Here is a 19,866-nt window from a genome sequence, read left to right on the forward strand (position 1 = left end):
AGGCGGGGCGAGGTAAAGCCCCCTCACATCCGCTTGGCAACCTCTTCCAGCATCACCTCGGTGGCGCCGCCGCCGATCGTCAGCACGCGGGCGTCGCGCACCATGCGCTCGATCGCGGTGCCGCGCATGAATCCTGAGCCGCCGTGCAGCTGCAGGCAGCCATGCACGACCTCGTGCAGCACCTCCGGCGACAGCGCCTTGACCATCGACACTTCGCGGAGACATTCCTTCCCCGCGGCGGCGAGCTCGGCGGCCTGATAGGCCAATGCGCGCGCGGCGGCCGCCTTCGCGGCGAGTTGGGCGAGCTTCAGCCGCACGCCCTGCTGGTTCCAGAGCGGGCCGCCGAACGCTTGCCGCGTCTTCACATAGTTCGTCGTCAGCTCGATCGCTTTGGCGGATTCGCCGGCGCAGATCCCGCCGATGCAGATGCGCTCGTTCTGGAAGGTCTCCATGATGCCATAGAAGCCCTTGTTCTCCTCGCCGAGCAGGTTTTCCGCCGGCACGCGCACATCGTGGAAGCCGAGCTCGGCGGTGTCCGAGCAGAGCCAGCCGTGCTTGTCGAGCTTGGTTGCCGTGATGCCCGGCAAATTGCGCTCGACGATGAACAGCGAGATGCCGCGGCTGCCCTTGGCGTGCGGGTCGGTACGCGCGGCAACGATCAGGAGATCGCCATAGACCGCGTTGGTGATGAACATTTTTGCGCCGTTGATCACCCAATGATCGCCGTAGCGCCGCGCCCGCGTCTTCAGCCCTGCGACGTCGGAGCCGGCGTCGGGCTCGGTCACCGCGATCGAGCAGACCGTCTCGCCGCGGATAATCGCCGGCAGATATTTCTGCTTCTGTCCGGGCGTGCCGCGCAAGGAGATGTGCACTGCCGACATGTCGGTATGCACGAGGACCGACGAGGTGAAGCCGCCGAAGCTCGAGCGGCCGAGCTCTTCGGCGAACACCATCGAGGCCAGCGGCCCCATGTCGGTGCCGCCATATTCGGCTGCATGGCGCATGCCGAGGAAACCAAGCGCGCCCATGCGGCGATAGATCTCGCGCGGGATCTTGCCGTCGCGCTCCCAGTCGTCGGCATGCGGCACCACTTCCTTCTCGACGAAGCGGCGGACCTGCTCGCGCAGCATGCGCAGCTCTTCGGGCAGGTTGGGCTGCTCCGGGAAATGGAATTCGATCTCTGAGAGCTGGCGCGGATCCGAGGTCATGACGTTCATTGTGGCGCCCTCTGATGGCCGATGTGAAGATGCTTGCGCAGAAAATTCGCGAGAGATGCGATCGCCTCCCCAGCCTGCGGAATTTCCGGGAACATCTGGAACACATGGATCATGCCGTCCCAGACCTGTAGCTCGACGTCGACGCCGGCGGCTTTCGCCTTTGCCGCCAATTCCATCGAGTCATCGCGCACGGTTTCGCGGTCGCCGACCTGCACGAGCAGCGGCGGCAGCCCAGCGAGATCCGCGTAAAGCGGCGAGGCCAGCGGATCACGGGCATCGGCATCCTCGCCGAGATAATTCTTCGCCAGCGCCAGGATCATCGCGCGCTGGTGGATCGGATCGGCCTCGGCCCGACTCTCGTAGCTCGCGCCGGCAGCAGTAAGATCGGTCCACGGTGACATCAGCGCGCCGGCGACGGGGAGCGGCAGGCCGCGATCGCGCGCCGCCAACATCGCGCTGAGCACGAGATTGCCGCCGGCAGAGTCGCCGGCGAAAGCGATATCCGTCGGACGCAGTCCCTGATCGCGCAGATATTGATAAGCAAACAGCGCATCGTCCGGCGCCGCCGGAAAGCGATGCTCCGGCGCGAGGCGATAATTGATCGAAAGCACCCGGCAGCCGGATGCATCGGCAATCCGCGCAGCCAGATCACGGTGCGAGGCGACCGAGCCGATGCGAAAGCCGCCGCCGTGGAAATAGAGGATCGCTTTTTCGCGCGGCGCATCCGATGGCACGAGCCATTCTCCGTCGACGCCGTCGGAGACCGGCCGGCACGTCACCGGCACCGTGCAGCCAGCAAAAGCATTGTCCCAATCGCTGCGCATCTGCGCCACCGATGTCTCGCGGGACCAGCCGCGATAGATCGCCCGCAGGCGCGCGATGGCACGATCGACCGGCGTGAGGGCGATATCGTCCGCGCCACTCATCTCAGCCGCCGATGCCCATGCCGCCGGACACGCCGAGCGTCTCGCCGGTGATATAGGCGGCCTGGTCGGAAGCCAGGAACAGCGCGGCCGCCGCGACCTCCTCCGGCTCGCCGAGCCGGCCAAGCAGCGTCGCGCCGATCATCGCCTGCAGGATCTTGTCGCCGCCTTTCGCGACCGCCTGCTCCAGCATCGGGGTGCGGATCGGTCCCGGCGCGATCGCGTTCGCGGTGATCCGAAAGCGCGCATTCTCGCGCGCGATGCTCCGGGTAAAGGAGATCACGCCGCCCTTGGCCGCGGAATAGACCGCGCCGCCTTTGGAGCCGAGGCGTGCCGCCTCCGAAGTGACGTTGATGATGCGGCCGAAGCGGGCCGCTTGCATCCCCGGCAGCGCGGCGTGGGTGCAGGCCAGCACCGAGGTGAGATTGACGGCGATCAGCCGCGTCCAATCCTCCGCCGTCGTGTCGGTGAAGAAGGCGTGCTGATCGACACCGGCATTGTTGACGACAATGTCGAACGGACCGTCTTGCACCATTACGGACTGCACCGCGGTGGCATCGCTGACATCGAGCCCGGCGACGACAGCGCCGGTCTCGCGCGCAAGCTCGGACGCCGCGGCGACATCGAGATCGGCGATCACGACCCTGGCGCCGGCCCCGGCAAAGCTGCGCACGATCGCGGCGCCAATGCCGCGCGCGCCGCCGGAGACGAAGGCACGGCGGCCATCGAGGCGCCCGAATGGCAGGGTCGCCATTTCAGCGCCCCGTGAATACAGGCTTGCGCCGCTCGATCACGGCGGCGAGCCCTTCGCGCGCGTCGGCCATCCCCGAGAGCTCGGCGACGGTGCGCGCCTCTTCCGACAAGCATTGCTCGATGCTGGTGCCGGTGCCGGCCCAGACCAGCCGCTTGGTCGCCGCCAGTGCCTTCGGCGCGCCGGCCGCGAGCTCGCACGCCAATGCCAGCGACGCATCGGCGAGCTCGGCATCGGGCACGACCTTGGTGACGATGCCCATCTGCAACGCTTCCGCCGCCGGGATCACCGGATTGGTCAGCAGGATCGACATCGCCCTGCGCAGACCGACCAGCCGCGACAGCGTGACGGAGACGCCGGCATCCGGCGCCATCGCCACGCGGGTCGCACCAGCGAGGAATTTTGCCGACTCGGCTGCGATCACGATGTCGGCGGCGCAGACCAGGCCGAAGCCGCCGCCGCCCGCCGCAAAGCCCTGCACCGAAGCGATGACCGGCGCCTCCAGCCGCAGCAAGCCGGTCACCGCATTCTGCAGATAGGCGGTGGCCTGGCGGATATAGTCCGGCAGCTTCTCGCCCTTGGAAGCAAAGGCGCGGACATCGCCCCCGGCGCAGAAGTTGGCGCCCTCGCCGCTCAGCAGCACCACCCGCAGATCCGGATGGCCGTGGCAGACCATGATAGCGTCGCACAGGGCGCTCAACAGTTCCGCGCTCATGCCGTTGGCCGCATCGGGACGGTTGAGGCGCAGCCGCGCGATGCCGTCGGTGATGTCGAGCAGGACGGGGCCCTTGTCGATCATGGCGAGACCTTCCCTAAACCAGGAATGACAGCGTGTAGATCGCCTTGTCGTTGTTGACGAGGACGACCTTCTTGCTGGCCATCCGCAATTCGCCATCGACATGACGCAGCCGGTATTCATTGCGCGCCGCCCACAGCGTGTCGTCGCGCAGGCTCGACTCGAAAATGAGACTGTTGCTGGCGACCGCGATGTCGCCATCGTCAGGCTGCTCGTCCATCAGTTCGATGTTGGAGATCAGCCGGCGCAAATTCGATTGCGGCGTCTGGGTGAAGTGCTTGCCGGTCATCAGCTGGCGGACGCGCAGCGCGATCCGCGAGCGGTTGTCGTAGATGATCGACATCTGCCGCTCCGGGTCGATGTCGGCGCCGTTGGCCGGCACCCAATAGACGCCGTCATCGGTCCAGAGCCTTTCCCAGGCCTCGTATTGATGCTCGTCCTGCAACCGCGCCTCGCGGAAGAGGAAGGCGGTGATGGCGCTCATCAACGTGGCGCTGCTCTCGCGCGACAGCATCAGTTGGGCTCCATCAGCTTGCGATAGTGTGTCCAGATGCCGCGCGACGGCACCTCGTCGGTGACGTGGCCGACGGTGAAGCCTTGCTCGTCCTGCCGTTCCCGCTTCTCGCCGCGGCCGAGGAAGATCCATTCCGGATTGCGCGCCAGCACGCCGCGATGGCAGCGCTCGTACATCTCGGAATCATCCGCGAGCAGGAAGCCGGCCGGGCCGACCGAGCCCATGGTCTGCTGGCGCAGCCTCCGGTTCAGATCCGGCGCACCCTTGAATTGCAGCGCGGTGACGTGCTGCACGCTGTCGTCGACGCCGAGCGGCTGGATCACGAACATCTGGATCTCGGCGATAAACAGGTTCGGGAAGATCATCACATGCGGCGTGCCGTCGATCATGATCTGGCGCGCCGCGCTGTCGCCGTAAGCCGCCTTCATCCGCGCGGTGTAGTCAGGTAGCCGCTCCTCGCTGGTGCCGAACCAGCTCATCGGGGCATCGCGCTTGCGGAACTCGGGCCGCAGGTCGATCTCGGTATGGCCGTTGCCGTAATCGCGGGTCAGTGCGGTCGAGGCGCCGCCGTAGAGCTTGCCGATCATGCTGTCGGCGACGCCGAAGATCGAGGTGTGCACGAAGGCCGGGTGATAGCCATCGCACTCGTTCTCCAGGATGAACTTCCAGTTCGCCTTGACGCGATGCTTGAGGAAGCCCGCCGTGATCTCGACCTCGCCCCCCGGCGAAGTCCGCACCAGGCGATCGATGGTCTCGGCGGCGCCGCCGAGATGCTCCTTCAGGGTCGGCCCCTCGGCCGCGAACGAGCCGAACACGAAGCCACGATAGGACTCGACGCGGGTCACCCGCCCGAGCGCAAGCTGTGACTTGTCCTGGCCCTCGTAGCCGTCCGGGAAGGCATAGCCGACCAGGCGGCCGTCATTGGCGAAGGTCCAGGAGTGGAACGGACAGGTGAACGAGCGCGCATTGCCGCGCTCAAACGAGCAGACCTGGTTGCCGCGATGCGAGCAGCGATTGAGCAGCAGATTGACCTTGCCCTGCTCGTCGCGGGTCATGATCACGGATTGGGGGCCGATCGACTTGACCACGTAGTCGTTGGCATCAGGCACCTCGCTCTCGTGCCCGACATAGACCCAGGTCCGGTACCAGATGTTTTTGAGCTCGGCCTCGAAGATCTCGGGATCGGTATAGAGCGAGCCGTGCACCCGGTCGGGCCGGATCAGCCGTTCCCATGGCGAGACGCCGGTCATCATGTTCATCGCTCCGTCTCCCTCGCCAGCCGCTTGCCGCGGTGCCTTATCGGTCACTAATAATAATCCGAACGGTCGTTCGACTAATAGCACGGACGCCATGGGCCGGCAAGCGGCTTTACGAACGGCGCACAACCGCCGGTCCAGCGCGGAGGGACAATCCCCCTGGCCGGTCGCCGCGATCTGCGCCGTCCACGGAGGCGTCGCGCTCGCCGGCTGCGAGATCGATTTCGGTATGATCGCAAGATCACAAATGGCAACGGGCGTGCGATCACGGTCGCGGTGTCCGCGATCGGACCGTGGCTGTCATCGATCGAGGGAACCTGATGGCGCGTCGTGATGGTGATGCGTGAGCGACGCCGCCAGAGTTGAAGCCGCGGCGGCGTGATCGCGGCTGAGTTGCAACCGTGCGCATCGCCGGTTCCATCGCCTGTTGAATCCCGGCAACACCGGCAAACAAAATGAACAAACGTTCAGCTCGGTTCGATCGCGACCACGACTGTGCCGCATCCCGGCCCAATGCTGACTACCGGTGGCGCAACAAGAACACTTGGGGAAAACCTACATGCAGCAGACACCGTTGGCCGCGCGGAACGCGGACTCATCCGGCTATGTCCTTTACTTTCAGCTTGCCAGCAATGGCACGCGACGCGCGTGCAGTCTGACGATCCAGGCCGAGAGCGCCAACGAGGCGGCGCGAATCTTTCGCGAGAACTGGGGCGAGATCGAATCGATGGCCCGCGACGGCGTCAGTACGGGAATGGTCGGCAAGGCGCCTGTCAGCCTGACATTGTCGTAAGGCGCATCGCGCCACACGGGCGACACTACGCTCGAGGCGTGACAGGACGACGACTGTCGTCTCTCGCCACAATCGCGACCAATTGACGCGCTGACGCGACAACCAAGTCATCGCGACAACCAAGTCATGAGGTGCAGGGCTCGCGCACGCGCGAGTCTTGCGGCGTCTTAGAACGATTCAAATTCACCGCGGTTAGAGGGATTCAAGTCTGCTCCGGTTCTTTTCGCGCGCGCCGACTGCTAGAGGCGCGGCGTGAATGAGTTCGCGTGAATCGGAAGTCCAAGAGTGCCTGTGAATGCTGATCGCCGGGTTGCCGGCGACCGTCGAAATGCCGCCGACAAGGGCCGCACCCACCTGCTGATCGGTGCAGCATTCCTGCTCGCCGACGTCTCCTCCGCGGCGACCCCGGCAGGCGCCCAATCGAGCGTGCCGTTGCCGCCGGTCACGGTGGAGCAGCCGACCCAGAAGCGCAAGCCGGCAGCCAGTTCGGCGCGGTCGGCGCAGCGAACGCAGGCGGCCGCCGCGGCACGGCAGCGCGCCCGCAACGCCCAACCAACAGCACCGACTCCCTCGCAGCGCGCGGCGGCAGCCGCCGCGGTGCTGAACGAAGCCAAGCTGCACTACCGCGCGATGCCGAGTTCGACCACGCTGCGCAGCGGCGCCTCGCCGCTCGACACCGCGCAAACCGTCAACGTCGTGCCCGAGCAGGTGTTGAAGGATCAGCTGCCGCGCAATCTCGATGATGCGCTGGCCAATGTCAGCGGCGTCACCCAGGGCAACACGCTGGCCGGCACCCAGGACGCCGTGATGCGGCGCGGCTTCGGCGACAACCGCGACGGCTCGATCATGCGCAACGGCATGCCGTTGGTGCAGGGCCGCAGCCTCAATGCGGCGGTCGAAAGCGTCGAGGTCTTGAAGGGTCCAGCGTCGCTGCTTTACGGCATCATGGATCCCGGCGGCATCGTCAACACGATCAGCAAGCGCCCGGAGCTCTACCAGCACGGCTCGGTGACGCTGCTCGGCTCGACCTACGCCAACAACAAAAACGGCGCCGACGGCACGGTCGACATCACCGGCCCGATCGGCGATGGCGGCCTCGCCTATCGCTTCATCGGCTATGGCGTCAGCGAGGACTATTGGCGCAATTTCGGACGGCATCGCGAGATGCTGGTGGCGCCGTCGCTGGCCTGGTATGGCGACAACACCACCGTGCAGCTCAACTATGAGCACCGCGAATTCATCACGCCGTTCGACCGCGGCACCGCGTTCGTCAACAATGCACCGCTTGCGATTCCCGCGACGCGCCGGCTCGACGAGCCCTTCAACAACATGTGGGGAACCTCCGACCTGATGCAGGCCTCGGTCGAGCACCGCCTGAACCAGGACTGGAAGCTGTTCGCGGCCTACAGCTACAACACCGAGAGCTTCAGCGCCAACCAGCTCCGCATCACCGGCATCAACGCCAGGACCGGCGTCGAGACCCGCAGCAATGACGGCACGCAGGGCTCGCTGAGCAATGCCAGCTACGGCACCTCCTATCTGCAGGGCAATGTCTGGCTCGGCAGTTTCCGCCACGAGGTGCTGTTCGGCGGCGACGGCCAATACCGCACGATCTATCGCGACAATCTGATCCGGCAGGCGACGCCGAGCTTCAACTTCTACAACCCGGTCTACGGCCTGGTCTCGCCGGGCACCACGGTCTCCGCCAGCGACAGCGCCCAGACCGACAAGCTCGGCCAGTGGTCGCTGTTCTTCCAGGACACGCTGCATCTGACCGAACGCTTCGCGCTGGTCGGCGGCGTGCGCTACATGGACTACGACCAGATCGCCGGCAGGGGTCGGCCGTTCATCACCAACACCAACGTGTCGGCGGACAAGGTGCTGCCGCTCGGCGGCGCGATCCTCAAGCTCACCGACGAGGTCTCGCTATATGCGAGCTACACGCAGTCGCTGAAGCCGACCTCGACCATCGCGCCGCTCACCGGCGGTGTCGTGATCGGCTCCAACATCGCGCCCGAACAGGGCACCCAGTGGGAGACCGGCGTCAAGTTCGATGTCAACAAGCGGATCTCCGGCACGCTTGCGTTCTACGACATCGACAAGAAGAACGTGCTGGTCTCGCAGCTCAACGCCTCGACCGGCATCGTCGAGTACCGCACCGCCGGCAAGGTTCGCTCGCGCGGCGTCGAGCTCGACGTCACCGGCAGGCTGACCGACAGCTGGAGCATGATCGGCAGCTACGCCTACACCGATGCACGCGTCACCGAGGATCCGACGCTCGCCGGCAACGCCTTGCAGAACGTCGCGCTCAACACCGCCTCGCTCTATCTGGTCTACGATTTCGGCACCACCCTGCCCGGCCGGCTGCGTCTCGGCGGCGGTGCGCGCTATGTCGGCGACCGGCCCGGCGATGCCGCGAACAGCTTCGTGCTGCCGGCCTACACCGTCGCGGATGCGTTTGCGACCTACGAGACCAAGGTCCAGAGCTTCCCGGTGATCTACCAGTTCAACGTCAAGAACCTGTTCGACACCGTCTACTATCCCTCGGCCGTCAGCAATCTGGCCGTGGCGATGGGCGACGCGCGGCGCTTCTCGCTCTCGGCGACGGTGAAATTCTAGCATGCGCGCAGGTCGGATAGCGATCGGACTGCTCGCCATCCTGGCCACGACCGCGCTCGCCACCAGCGTCCGCGCCGACGAGCTCACGCTTTATTCGACCCGGGAAGCCCATCTGGTCGCGCCTGTCATCGCGGCCTTCACGGCCGCGCGCGGCACCAAGGTCAAGACCGTCTTCATCGAAGACGGCCTGGTCAACCGCCTGACTTCGGAAGGCGACAATTCGCCGGCGGATGTGCTGCTTAGCATCGGTCTCGACAAGACGACGCAACTGGCGACGCGCGGGCTGACGCAGGCGCTTGCATCGCCCACGCTCGATCGGGCGGTGCCGGCGAACCTGCGTGGCAAGGACGGCGAATGGATTGCGCTCGCCATCCGTCCGCGCGTGGTGTTCGCGCGCAAGGACGATCCCCTCGCCGCAATCACCTATGAAGACCTCGCCGATGCCAAATGGCGCGGCAAATTGTGCATGCGGCCGGCCGCGCACCAGAACAATGTCGCGCTGGTCGCAGCCTATCTTGCGCATCACGGGACGGACGCAACGGAAACCTGGCTCGCCGGGTTGAAGGCCAATCTCGCGCGCAAACCGGCCGGCAAGGACAACGACGTGGCCCGCGATATCGCCGAAGGCCACTGCGCCATCGGCATAGGCAACACGGTCGCGCTGGCCCAGCTGCGCGACGGCCGTGAAGGCAATGACTGGCGCGTATGGGCGGATGCCGTGAAACCGGTACCGACCGCATTCACGGACGGCGGCAGTCACGTCAACCTCACCGGCGCGGCGATCGCCCGGCATGCGCCGCATCCGGCCGCCGCGCGCGCGTTCCTCGAATTCCTCGTCACAGCCGACGCGCAGACGATCTTTGCCGCTGCCGAGCTGGAATATCCCGTCCTTGCGACCGCAAAGCTGCCGCCGATCGTCGAGGGCATCGGATCGTTCCCTGCCGATGCACTGCCTGTCGACGAGATCGCCGCGCATCAAGCGGCCGCGATCGCCCTGATCCGAAAGGCCGGAATCGATGAGTGACCTCCGACGCCCGATCAAGGCCGCGCTGTTGCAGGTCCATTCCGTCGTTGGCCTCGTGCTGGCCCTGCTCTGGGCCGTGGTCGGGCTCACCGGCGCGACCATGGCCTTTGAGGATGAGATCGAGGCCAGCCTGAACAGCCACATGATGCATGTCGACGCCAGCGCCGCCCGGCGGCTGACGCCGGACGAACTGGTCGCGCGGCTTCAGACAGCCGGCGACTTCGGCAAGGTCTCGGCCGTCACCATGTCCAGCGATCCGTCGGCCGCGGCGCGTATCCGCTTTGCCCGCAGCGATGGCGGCGCGCGGCCGTCTTCGGTCTATGTCGACCCCTATGACGGACATGTGCTCGGTTCGCCGCGCGGTGAGGACTTCTTCGCCACCGTCCGCAAGCTGCATCGCTGGCTGCTGCTGCCGGGCGACGGCAATGGCGTTGGCCGCAAGATCACCGGGTCGGCCGCAATATGCCTGATCGTGATGCTGATATCCGGCCTCGTGCTGCGCTGGCCGCATCGCGCGCGCAGCGTGAAGATGTGGCTGAAGCCCAATCTCGGCCTGCGCGGGCGTGGCCTGCACCGCTCGCTGCATGCCGTGATCGGCACCTGGGTGCTGCCGGTCTATCTGGTGATGACGCTCACCGGCCTGTGGTATTCGTTCGAATGGTACAAGGCCGGCGCCAACTGGCTGTTCGCGCGGCCTCAGGCCACTGCCGCAGCGGTGCAACCCAAATCACCACGCGGCACGGTCGCTGCAGAGGGCAAGGCTGAAGCCGGGGCGCACGCGAAGGCCGAGGCAAAACCGCTGGTGTTCGATCACGTCTGGTCAGCGTTCCTGCAGCAGGAGAACAACGATTACGGACGCGCATTGTTGACCCTGCCGGCCGGCGCAGGCACGGCGGTGCGCGTGCGGTCATGGTCACGGGATTCATCGCTCGAGAGCGTGCGCGACGAATTCAGGATCGATGCGGTCACCGGGCGCGTCATCTCCTCGGATCGCTACGCCGACAAGACCTTCGGCGAGCGCGTGCTGGCAGGCGTGCTCGACATCCACCGCGGCGCCGTCCTGGGCTGGCCGGGCAAGCTTGCCTTCATGCTGGCGGCCGCGATGATGCCGCTGTTCGCCGTGACCGGCCTGCTGCTCTATCTGTCCCGCCGCAGGCACCGCCGCCTCGCGCCGCCGCCGGTCGGCCACCTCGTTGCGGGGGAATGAACTTCTCCGACTTGCCGACCTAGACCGTCATCCTGAGGTGCGAGCCTTGCGGCGCGATTGCGCCGCTGGGCGAGCCTCGAAGGATGCACGGCCGGTGGCCGTCGATCCTTCGAGACGCGCTACGCGCTCCTCAGGATGACGGACTCGATAGCTTTCGCAGGGACGACAGCGGTGAATGCTGCCGCGGATCGCGACTAAGCGGCTCTGCAAACGTTGCGGGGCGATTTCGACCAGTGGTCGAAACCGCCCCGTCAAGTCGGCGGACAGGTGGCTGCTCGCAAGCCAGCCTGTCCAGCCGAGGATCGGAATGATCCGTTCGGTTAGCCGAACTGGTTCATCGTGTTGTGGGCGCCGCCCGCCTTGAGGGCGGCTTCACCGGCGAAGTATTCCTTGTGATCGTCGCCGATGTCGGATCCCGCCATGTTCTGATGCTTGACGCAGGCGATGCCCTGACGGATCTCCGCGCGCTGCACGTTCTTGACGTATCCGAGCATGCCCTGCTCGCCGAAATATTCCCGCGCGAGATTGTCGGTCGACAGCGCAGCCGTGTGATAGGTCGGCAGCGTGATCAGATGGTGGAAGATGCCGGCGCGCTTGGCCGAGTCCGCCTGGAAGGTGCGGATCCGCTCGTCGGCTTCCTTCGCCAGCGGGGTGTCGTCGTACTCCGCCTTCATCAGCTCGGCGCGGTTGTACTTGCTGACATCCTGACCCGCTTCGTTCATCGCGTCGTAAACCTGCCAACGGAAGTTGAGGGTCCAGTTGAAGGACGGCGAGTTGTTGTAGGCGAGCTTGGCGTTCGGGATGACCTTGCGGATGCGATCGACCATCGAGGCGATCTGCTCGATATGCGGCTTCTCGGTCTCGATCCACAACAGGTCGGCGCCGTTCTGCAGCGAGGTGATGCAGTCGAGCACGCAGCGGTCCGCACCGGTGCCGGGACGGAACTGGTAGAGGTTGCTGGGCAGCCGCTTCGGACGCATCATCTTGCCGTTCTGGTTGATGATGACGTCGCCGTTGCGTGCATTGGCCGCCGTCACTTCCTCGCAATCGAGGAAGCTGTTGTACTGGTCGCCGATGTCGCCGGGCTTGTGGCTGACGGCGATCTGCTGCGTGAGACCTGCGCCGAGCGAGTCGGTGCGGGTGACGATGATGCCGTCCTCGACGCCGAGTTCGAGGAACGCATGGCGGCAGGCGCGGATCTTCGCGATGAACACCTCATGCGGCACGGTGACTTTGCCGTCCTGGTGGCCGCACTGCTTCTCGTCGGAGACCTGGTTCTCGATCTGCAGGGCGCAGGCGCCCGCCTCGATCATCTTCTTGGCGAGCAGATAGGTCGCTTCCGCGTTGCCGAAGCCGGCGTCGATGTCGGCGATGACGGGCACGACGTGGGTCTGGAAGTTGTCGATCTTCTCGATCAGCGCCTTTTCCTTGGCCTTGTCGCCTTCCTTGCGCGCCCGCATCGAGCGCGCGGAAGATGTCGTTGAGCTCACGCGAGTCCGCCTGGCGCAGGAAGGTATAGAGCTCTTCGATCAGCGCCGGCACCGAGGTCTTCTCATGCATCGACTGATCCGGCAGCGGGCCGAACTCGGAGCGCAGCGCCGCGATCATCCAGCCCGACAGATACAGGTAGCGGCGGTCGGTATTGCCGAAGTGCTTCTTGACCGAGATCAGCTTCTGCTGGGCGATGAAGCCGTGCCAGCAGCCGAGCGACTGGGTGTACTTGGTGCTGTCGGCGTCATAGGCGGCCATGTCGGCGCGCATCAGCGCAGCCGTGTAGCGGGCGATATCCAGACCGGTCTTGAAGCGGTTCTGCAGGCGCATGCGCGCCACGGCTTCGGCGGTGACGCCGTTCCAGGTATCCTTGGTCTTGAGCAGCGCCTCGGCCGCCTCGATCTCGCTCTGATACGAAGCCGGTCCCTGGATGGCCCGGTCGCTGATCCCGCGCGGTTGGAAGTTCATGTCCGTGATCCCTTCGGTGACGAAATAACTGCACCGTTTGTGACCCGCGGCGCCGTCGGGAGCTAGACCTGGCGCGGAAAACTTGTCATAACTTACAAGAAACCGTTGTATTGTTGTAAGAATCTTACATGGATTAGGCGATGGTCACCTCAACCGCCCGTTCCGTTTTCATGGGCCCGCGGCTGCGCCGGCTACGGCGCGACCTCGGGCTAACCCAGGCGGATATGGCCGCCGATCTCGAAATCTCCGCCCCCTATGTCGCGCTGCTGGAACGCAACCAGCGTCCGGTGACGGCGGACATGCTGCTGCGCCTGGCTCGCACCTACAAGATCGATCTGGCCGATCTCGCCGGCGACGGCGGTGCCGATCACACCGCGCGCATGCAGTCGGTCCTGAAGGAACCGATGTTTGCCGACATCGACATCCCCGCGCTCGAGGTCAGCGACCTCGCGGTGAGCTATCCCGGAATGACCGAGGCGTTCCTGCGCCTCTACACCGCCTATCGCGAAGAGCAGCTGGCGCTGGCGGAGCGGCGCGCGCCGGACCTGGCGGGTGCGGCCTTGCTGCCGGGCGAGAATTTCGATGCCAACGATCCCGTTGCGGAAGTCCGGCGCTTCCTCGCCGCGCGCCGCAACAATTTCGCCAATCTCGACGATGCCGCCGAGCGTCTCGTCCATGAACCGGCCGGACCAGCCGGGTTCATCGAGCGGCTTCGCGAGCGTCACAAGCTCCAGGTCCGCTACCTGCCGCCGAACGTCATGCTCGGTTCGGTCAGGCGGCTCGACCTGCATCGCCGGCAATTGCTGCTCGAGGACTCGCTCGATACCGCAGGCCTCAATTTCCAGCTCGCCAAGCAACTCGCTTATCTGGAACTCGAAGGCGAGATCAGCGCGGCGGTGGAAGACGGCAAGTTCAGCAGCAAGAGCGCCGAATTGCTGGCTCGCCGCGCGCTCGCAGCCTACGCTGCGGCCGCGCTCATCATGCCCTACTCGGTGTTTGCGAAAGCGGTCGAGACGCGGCGCTACGATCTGGAGGCGCTGGCGCGTCAATTCGGCACCAGCTTCGAGCAGACCGCGCACCGCGTCACGACCTTGCAGCGGCCGGGTCTCGAGAAGGTGCCGTTCTTCCTGATCCGCGTCGATCCCGCCGGCAACATCTCCAAGCTGCTCGATGGCGCCGGATTTCCGTTCGCGAAGCACGGCGGCGCCTGCCCGCTGTGGTCGGTCCACGATATCTTCAAGACGCCACGGCAGATCGTCACGCAATGGCTGGAATTACCGGACGGTCAGCGGTTCTTCTCGATCGCCCGCACCGTGACCGCCGGCGGCGGCGCGTTCGGCGCCATCCGGGTCGAGCGTGCGATCGCGATCGGCTGCGCCGCCGAGCATGCCGGCCAGTTGATCTACACCCGCGATGGACGGGGACCGAACGCGGACGAGCCGACCCCGATCGGCGTCGCCTGCCGGGTCTGCCATCGCCCGCGATGCGCGGCGCGGTCGGCGCCCCCGATCGGGCGCGAGATTCTGCCCGACGATTTCAGAACCTCGAGCGTGCCATTCGGCTTCTCGGCGGATTGACTCCGCACGGCCTGTCTTGTGGCGATCCCGATAATTGAAAAGGGCTGCGGTGTCACACCGCAGCCCGAACGCAATATGGTCGCGACTAAAAGCTTCAACGCTTACTGACAGGGATAGCGCCGGCCGTCCTTTGCCTGGAAGGTATTCGATGCGGCATCGTACGAGCGATAGCGCTGCGCGCAAGACGCCGCGTGCTGCTGGGCCGCAGCAGCTTCCTGCTGCGCGGCGGCATTGGCTGCACCGGCCGCGATGACGCCGCCGATGAGGCCACCGACCAGTCCGCCGACGGCCGCACCGCCGCCATTGTCGTAGCAATTCCCGTAACGGCACCAGACCTGCTCGGCCGCTGGCGGCACCGCGGCCGCAACACCGGCGCCGTGCTGCAGCGGAGCCGAGATCGCGGAGGCGGACAACATCATAACGCCGGTGGTGGCCGTCAAAGCGACTTTCAGAAAGCGAGCCCTACGCATCATATCTCCTGCTTCATTGCTGTGGGCGCAGGCCGGCACCGGCGTCCCAATTCCCTCAACATGGATGGTTCGTCCGGTGCGGGACCGGACGACACCCTTGCACGCGCGGCCGGTTACGATTCGCGCGTCAGCCTAGCTTCACGGATGGGCGGAGTTCACTGGCCGGCTGCGTTCACGACGCGGCAGAGATTATCGCCGACGCCTGGAGCTAGCTGTCCCGGCGGCAAGATGAAGCTCGCATCGACGCGGCTGCCTTTGCCGTCCTTGCGGACGACGACTTGCAAGGTTTGGGGCCGGCCGGATCCGGTGGTCTCCTGCTGGGTGGTCACCGTGCCGAGCTTCTTGTCGACGTTCACACCGACAAAGCCCTCCGCCAGAACGGCGCGCGACACCTTGTCGAGGGCGACACCGGGATTGACCGACGGGAAGGTCATCCAGGTCTTGTGCGTCATGCCCGATACCATCGGAACGCCGGTGCTCTGGACGTGATCTGCGCAGCTATCGGCCAGCGCAGGTATGGACGAAACAACCGTAAGCGCGAATACGCAAGTAATCCTTGTAAGCATGCTTTCATAACCCGTTTGAGTTGGTCGGGACGATGTAGGCCAAATGGGCTACGAGTCCATGGATGCCATCGCATTCCGGATGGGCGCGTTCGGATTTCGGCTAGTGATCACTCACACGTCACGCTCGCTGTAGCTTCAGAACATCAGCACCGCAGCGAAGGCGCGGCGGGCGATGGTCGGTGCGGCATCGCCGTCAATCGAGGCGAGGAATTGGATCAAATCTTACCTTTCGCGGCTCGATGTTCGCGTGCTGGATATTCCGTTCGGCAATTGGATATTGAGGGAGAAGAAAAAGAGAACGCGAGCTGTATTCCCCAAGGCTGTGCTATTGTGATCGTGCGGGTTGTGCGTGTGGCAGGCGTCCTGAATGATGGACCGCGGTCCGGATGGATCGGGTCATGTCGCGCACAGCAACTGGTTGGGATTAATGGTCGAAGACGTACTCGCTGCACCCCCCACACGATCGGGGTCTTCGTTTGAAGATCTCCTCGAAATGCTCAGACCGCACGGGATCAGTGCCCACTCCTCGCCGCAGTCTGACGAATCGTTTCGCTGGCATGCCGATATCGCAATTGGAGCGGAAATCGACGTCGTGCGGGCGGACCTTTCCGCAGGCTGGGATTGGCGCTACTCCTACGAGGACTCCGCCGGAGAGCTCGCAATAGGCCTGTTGAATGTCGGCAAGGCCGAGACGCTGATTGCAGGAAAGAGCATCGAGCGAACCCCGTCCGAGATCGCCATCGTCCCCCTCCCGACGATGCAGGCGCAGCGCGTCGAAGTGGTCGACCGAAGATACTCAAGCGTCACGCTGACGCTGCATACGGGCATCGTCACAAAGGTGCTGTCTGCGACTTTCGGGAGCGCAGCGCTCGAAGATCTCAATTTGACGCCGATCGTCGACGTGTCCACGGGAGCCGGGCAAACGCTTCTTCAACTGGTTCGCACGAGCGCGACCGGTTTGTACGACGGGACCCTGGCGCGCTCCCCGAAGGCCAGCGCGCTGCTGTCCGAGGCTGCGATACAGCTGATCCTCGAGAATGTTCCCCACCGGCTGACCGACCGCCTGAACCGCCACCCGCTGGACACGCCGCCGCGCTACATCCGGCAGGCGGTCGAATATATGCGCGCCAATCCTCATCTGCCGCTGACGGTATCGGACATTGCCGCGACGGTCGGCGTCAGCAGCCGGCTGCTGCAACTGGGTTTCCGCAAGATCCACGACACGACGCCGGTCGCCTATCTGCGGCAAATTCGTCTCGAGGCAATCCACGATGAGCTGTCGCGACCGGAGAACATGCTTCCGGTCAGCGAAGTCGCCCTGAAGTGGGGCTTTACCCATATGGGCCGTTTCGCAGCGGTGTACCGCTCGGCTTTCGGCCTGTATCCGTCCGATACCGTCCGGCGCGTGCGAGGGTTCAGCAGCTAGCGCATGATGAGATTAGGTTGAGCTGCAACGGCATCGAAAGTTCACCTCTCCCTTGGGAGAGGTCGATTTGCGCAGCAAATCGGGTGAGGGTTTATGGTCTATCGAGAGGCAAGAGCCCTCACCCGGAGCCGTTGAGCGGGCACGCCGATCAGCAAATCGCCATCCCCGACGCCTTGTCGAACAAATGCGTTCGCTCGAGATCGAGCGCGACGTCGATCGCATGATCCGGCGCGGCGGCGACGCCGACCGGCATTTGCGCCGTGAACGCGAATGCGCCGACGGTCCCGATCACCAGCGTGTGCGGCCCGAGCGGCTCCACGTCCTTCACAAGGATGCGGATGGACGAGCCCGCCGGGGCGCCTTCGCGCAACACATGATCGGGCCGCACGCCGAGCACCACCGGCTTGCCGACGCTGCCGGCATAGGCCGCCTCACGCGACTTCGGAAATCGCAACGCCGTACCCGACGGCTCGGTGAAGGTGAGCGCGCCGTCGCGGGCGACAATCTCGCCATGAATGAAGTTCATGCTGGGCGCGCCCATGAAGCCCGCGACAAAGAGATTGCTCGGCTTCTCGTAGATCGTGATTGGATCGGCCGCCTGCTCGATCCGGCCCTTGTTCATCACCACGACGCGGTCCGCCATCGTCATGGCTTCGACTTGGTCGTGCGTGACATAGACGATGGTCTTGGCGAGGCGGCGGTGCAGCGCCTTGATCTCGGTCCGCATCTCGATGCGCAGCTTGGCGTCGAGATTGGACAAGGGCTCGTCGAACAGGAAGACGTCCGGGCTGCGCACGATGGCGCGGCCGATCGCCACGCGCTGGCGCTGGCCGCCGGACAACTGCTTGGGCCTGCGCTGCAGATATTGCTCGAGGTCAAGCACGCGCGCCACGTCGTTGACGGCTTTCTCGATGCTGACGCGCGATTCACCGCGCACCTTCATGCCGTAGCCGATGTTCTCGCCGACCGTCATATGCGGATAGAGCGCATAGTTCTGGAACACCATCGCGCAATTGCGCAAGCCCGGCCGCAGCTGCGTCACATCGCGGTTGCCGATGCGGATGGTCCCGCCGGTGACGGCCTCCAGTCCCGCGATCATGCGCAATGTCGTGGTCTTGCCGCAGCCGGACGGACCGACCAGCACGACAAACTCCTCGTCGGCCACGTTGAGGTCGAGCCCTTCAATGATCTTGTAGGGCCCGTATGCCTTGCTGACGTTCTCGATCTCGACGTGCGCCATGGAATCCTTTTCCGTCCCTTCGTCGACGGCAGATAAAGTCCCGGATGACACTTGCGCATCATCCGGGATGTCTCGGTTGAAAGCTAGTTCTTGGGCGGCAGGCCCATCGCCGCGCGATAGGCCGCGAGCTGCTTGGCCCGGCCGAACTCGTCGGTCAGCCGGTTCCACTCCTTGGCCATCGCGTCGAGCGCCGCCTGCGGCGTGGTCTGGCCGGCCAGCGCCTTGCCGAGCTCGATCTCCACCACCTCGGTGTAGGAGAAGTAGCCGGGCAGACGCATGTCGAGCGCGACGTTCTTGGCGTTGATGGAGTCCGATTGCGCGCCGAGATATTCCTTGGCCTCTTCCGGCGTGAAGATCTTGCTCCACAGTTGCAGATTGGCGGTGTGCGATTTGCGATAGGGATTGACGCCGCTGCCGCCGGTGATCGCCGCCTGCCCCGACACGTCGGGACTGGTCAGCGTCTTGACGAAGTCCCACGCCGCCTGCTGGTTCTTGCCGGCCTTCGGCACCGCGATCTGCCAGCCACCGAATGCCATGAACGGGCCCGGCAGCACGCTCGGGAACTTGTCCCACTTTTTGGTCTTCGCGTTCCAGATCTCGTCCGAACCGGGCAGCATCGCCGAGCCGACCTTGCCCGATATCTTCGACTGCTTCGGGTCGGCGGCGATGACGCCGGTGTCGCCCCAGCCGATCGATTCCGCGACCTGACCGCCGGCGACCGCGGCGTTGACCTCGCCGAACGAGAAGTTCAGCGCGTTCGGCGGCCCGAGCTTCGACGCGCGGATATATTCCTCGAGGCCCTTCACCCAGCCCGGGTTGTTGATCTGCGCGTCCATCGTCTCGGGGTCGAAGAACATCGCACCCGGATAGTTCGGATTGTTGGTGTAGGCCGCGGCGTGGCTGAAGAAGAACCAGAACTGCTGACCGCCGCGACGGAACGCTTCTGCCGTGCCCCACAGGCCCTTGTCGGGCCGCTGGAAGAACTCCGCGATGTCGAGATACTGCTTCCAGGTCTTCGGCGGCGCGAGGTCGTAGCCGTACTTGGCCTTGAACGCGTCCTTCTCCTTGGGATCGCTGAACAGGTCGGTGCGGTAGGTATAGGTGTGGACGTCGCCGTCCATCGATTGCGAGTAGATCTTGCCTTCCCACACCATCAGGCGTTCGCGATAGGCCGGCTCGATATCGTCCCAGTCCTTGCCGGACTGCATCTCCTTCGGCATCTCGCTGAGATAGGGCACGAAGTCCGGCAGCCAGGCCGGCGCGAAACTGACGAGGTCGAACGTTGCGTCCGATGCGGTCAGCGAGGTCGCGATCTTCGGATAGAGCTCGGACCAGGGAAACTCGACCACATTGACCTTGCCGCAGGTCTTCTTGGCCCATTCGTCGGCGCCGAGCTTGAGCGCGGACGCGATATACGGTCCGGTCTGCGACGCCACCGTCAGGGTGACGCCGGTGTAATCCGGGCTACACGCCGCACTGGCCTGGCTCGCAGCGCCCGCGATCGCGAGCGAGGTGGTCAACATCAGGA

General features: G+C 65.0%; 16 protein-coding genes and 1 pseudogene. 6 read left to right on the plus strand and 11 right to left on the minus strand.

The window, feature by feature from the left end:
• Positions 1–23 precede the first annotated feature (23 nt).
• Genes ACVW17_RS36105 through ACVW17_RS36130 form a run of 6 tightly spaced genes read right to left on the minus strand, consistent with a single transcriptional unit; the run spans position 24 to position 5,460 of the window.
• On the minus strand, positions 24–1,217 hold the full coding sequence (locus ACVW17_RS36105; protein ID WP_456798709.1) for an acyl-CoA dehydrogenase family protein: 1,194 nt from the start codon (positions 1,215–1,217) through the stop codon (positions 24–26).
• On the minus strand, positions 1,214–2,143 hold the full coding sequence (locus ACVW17_RS36110; protein ID WP_456799015.1) for an alpha/beta hydrolase: 930 nt from the start codon (positions 2,141–2,143) through the stop codon (positions 1,214–1,216). Before ACVW17_RS36110 ends, ACVW17_RS36105 begins: the two co-directional genes overlap by 4 nt.
• Position 2,144: 1 nt before the next feature.
• Positions 2,145–2,894, minus strand: coding sequence for an SDR family NAD(P)-dependent oxidoreductase (locus tag ACVW17_RS36115; protein WP_456798710.1), 750 nt, complete (start codon positions 2,892–2,894; stop codon positions 2,145–2,147).
• 1 nt (position 2,895) lies between these two features.
• Complete coding sequence (locus ACVW17_RS36120; RefSeq protein WP_456749459.1) at positions 2,896–3,690, minus strand: enoyl-CoA hydratase/isomerase family protein; 795 nt, start codon at positions 3,688–3,690, stop codon at positions 2,896–2,898.
• Positions 3,691–3,703: 13 nt separating this feature from the next.
• Entirely contained in the window at positions 3,704–4,201 is a 498-nt protein-coding gene (locus ACVW17_RS36125; RefSeq protein ID WP_456749460.1) for an aromatic-ring-hydroxylating dioxygenase subunit beta, read from the minus strand.
• A complete protein-coding gene (locus ACVW17_RS36130; protein WP_456798711.1) occupies positions 4,201–5,460 on the minus strand; it encodes an aromatic ring-hydroxylating oxygenase subunit alpha in 1,260 nt (419 codons plus the stop codon). Before ACVW17_RS36130 ends, ACVW17_RS36125 begins: the two co-directional genes overlap by 1 nt.
• 556 nt (positions 5,461–6,016) lie before the next feature.
• On the opposite strand from ACVW17_RS36130, the gene ACVW17_RS36135 reads away from it, so the two are divergent.
• The 4 genes from ACVW17_RS36135 (at position 6,017) to ACVW17_RS36150 (ending at position 11,100) form a co-directional block, all read left to right on the plus strand.
• Complete coding sequence (locus ACVW17_RS36135; RefSeq protein ID WP_456798712.1) at positions 6,017–6,250, plus strand: hypothetical protein; 234 nt, start codon at positions 6,017–6,019, stop codon at positions 6,248–6,250.
• A 291-nt stretch (positions 6,251–6,541) separates the two neighbouring features.
• Complete coding sequence (locus ACVW17_RS36140; RefSeq protein ID WP_456799016.1) at positions 6,542–8,869, plus strand: TonB-dependent siderophore receptor; 2,328 nt, start codon at positions 6,542–6,544, stop codon at positions 8,867–8,869.
• Between the two features lies 1 nt (position 8,870).
• Positions 8,871–9,893 (plus strand): extracellular solute-binding protein, encoded by a 1,023-nt coding sequence (locus ACVW17_RS36145; RefSeq protein WP_456798713.1) that lies wholly within the window; start codon positions 8,871–8,873, stop codon positions 9,891–9,893.
• On the plus strand, positions 9,886–11,100 hold the full coding sequence (locus tag ACVW17_RS36150) for a PepSY-associated TM helix domain-containing protein (RefSeq protein WP_456798714.1): 1,215 nt from the start codon (positions 9,886–9,888) through the stop codon (positions 11,098–11,100). Before ACVW17_RS36145 ends, ACVW17_RS36150 begins: the two co-directional genes overlap by 8 nt.
• 320 nt (positions 11,101–11,420) lie before the next feature.
• On the opposite strand, the pseudogene ACVW17_RS36155 reads toward ACVW17_RS36150, so the two are convergent.
• A pseudogene (locus ACVW17_RS36155) lies at positions 11,421–13,059 on the minus strand (isocitrate lyase).
• Positions 13,060–13,199: 140 nt separating this feature from the next.
• Here ACVW17_RS36155 and ACVW17_RS36160 point away from each other — a divergent pair.
• Positions 13,200–14,636, plus strand: coding sequence for a helix-turn-helix domain-containing protein (locus ACVW17_RS36160; RefSeq protein ID WP_456798715.1), 1,437 nt, complete (start codon positions 13,200–13,202; stop codon positions 14,634–14,636).
• Between the two features lie 101 nt (positions 14,637–14,737).
• Here ACVW17_RS36160 and ACVW17_RS36165 read toward each other — a convergent pair whose 3' ends face one another.
• Positions 14,738–15,106, minus strand: a complete 369-nt coding sequence (locus tag ACVW17_RS36165; protein ID WP_456798716.1) for a BA14K family protein — start codon at positions 15,104–15,106, stop codon at positions 14,738–14,740.
• Between the two features lie 155 nt (positions 15,107–15,261).
• Complete coding sequence (locus ACVW17_RS36170; protein ID WP_456749468.1) at positions 15,262–15,558, minus strand: hypothetical protein; 297 nt, start codon at positions 15,556–15,558, stop codon at positions 15,262–15,264.
• A gap of 481 nt (positions 15,559–16,039) precedes the next feature.
• On the opposite strand from ACVW17_RS36170, the gene ACVW17_RS36175 reads away from it, so the two are divergent.
• Complete coding sequence (locus ACVW17_RS36175) at positions 16,040–17,098, plus strand: helix-turn-helix transcriptional regulator (RefSeq protein ID WP_456749470.1); 1,059 nt, start codon at positions 16,040–16,042, stop codon at positions 17,096–17,098.
• 148 nt (positions 17,099–17,246) lie between these two features.
• On the opposite strand, the gene ACVW17_RS36180 is transcribed toward ACVW17_RS36175, so the two are convergent.
• Together ACVW17_RS36180 and ACVW17_RS36185 are read right to left on the minus strand one after the other, a co-directional pair.
• Positions 17,247–18,338 (minus strand): ABC transporter ATP-binding protein, encoded by a 1,092-nt coding sequence (locus ACVW17_RS36180; RefSeq protein ID WP_456749471.1) that lies wholly within the window; start codon positions 18,336–18,338, stop codon positions 17,247–17,249.
• An 83-nt stretch (positions 18,339–18,421) separates the two neighbouring features.
• Positions 18,422–19,861 carry an extracellular solute-binding protein gene (locus tag ACVW17_RS36185; protein ID WP_456756259.1) on the minus strand — a complete coding sequence of 480 codons (1,440 nt, stop codon included), beginning with the start codon at positions 19,859–19,861 and terminating at the stop codon, positions 18,422–18,424.
• Between the last annotated feature and the right edge of the window lie 5 nt (positions 19,862–19,866).

The sequence above is a fragment of the Bradyrhizobium sp. USDA 4473 genome (assembly GCF_054063335.1).

Excerpts from the sequence above, each read along its gene's own strand:
- ACVW17_RS36120 (WP_456749459.1), bottom strand. The coding sequence starts at position 3,690 with ATGATCGACAAGGGCCCCGTCCTGCTCGACATCACCGACGGCATCGCG.
- ACVW17_RS36125 (WP_456749460.1), bottom strand. The coding sequence starts at position 4,201 with ATGCTGTCGCGCGAGAGCAGCGCCACGTTGATGAGCGCCATCACCGCC.
- ACVW17_RS36105 (WP_456798709.1), bottom strand. The coding sequence starts at position 1,217 with ATGAACGTCATGACCTCGGATCCGCGCCAGCTCTCAGAGATCGAATTC.
- ACVW17_RS36165 (WP_456798716.1), bottom strand. The coding sequence starts at position 15,106 with ATGCGTAGGGCTCGCTTTCTGAAAGTCGCTTTGACGGCCACCACCGGC.
- ACVW17_RS36170 (WP_456749468.1), bottom strand. The coding sequence starts at position 15,558 with ATGACGCACAAGACCTGGATGACCTTCCCGTCGGTCAATCCCGGTGTC.
- ACVW17_RS36160 (WP_456798715.1), top strand. The coding sequence starts at position 13,200 with ATGGTCACCTCAACCGCCCGTTCCGTTTTCATGGGCCCGCGGCTGCGC.
- ACVW17_RS36145 (WP_456798713.1), top strand. The coding sequence starts at position 8,871 with ATGCGCGCAGGTCGGATAGCGATCGGACTGCTCGCCATCCTGGCCACG.
- ACVW17_RS36175 (WP_456749470.1), top strand. The coding sequence starts at position 16,040 with ATGATGGACCGCGGTCCGGATGGATCGGGTCATGTCGCGCACAGCAAC.
- ACVW17_RS36130 (WP_456798711.1), bottom strand. The coding sequence starts at position 5,460 with ATGAACATGATGACCGGCGTCTCGCCATGGGAACGGCTGATCCGGCCC.
- ACVW17_RS36135 (WP_456798712.1), top strand. The coding sequence starts at position 6,017 with ATGCAGCAGACACCGTTGGCCGCGCGGAACGCGGACTCATCCGGCTAT.
- ACVW17_RS36115 (WP_456798710.1), bottom strand. The coding sequence starts at position 2,894 with ATGGCGACCCTGCCATTCGGGCGCCTCGATGGCCGCCGTGCCTTCGTC.
- ACVW17_RS36110 (WP_456799015.1), bottom strand. The coding sequence starts at position 2,143 with ATGAGTGGCGCGGACGATATCGCCCTCACGCCGGTCGATCGTGCCATC.
- ACVW17_RS36180 (WP_456749471.1), bottom strand. The coding sequence starts at position 18,338 with ATGGCGCACGTCGAGATCGAGAACGTCAGCAAGGCATACGGGCCCTAC.
- ACVW17_RS36185 (WP_456756259.1), bottom strand. The coding sequence starts at position 19,861 with ATGTTGACCACCTCGCTCGCGATCGCGGGCGCTGCGAGCCAGGCCAGT.
- ACVW17_RS36150 (WP_456798714.1), top strand. The coding sequence starts at position 9,886 with ATGAGTGACCTCCGACGCCCGATCAAGGCCGCGCTGTTGCAGGTCCAT.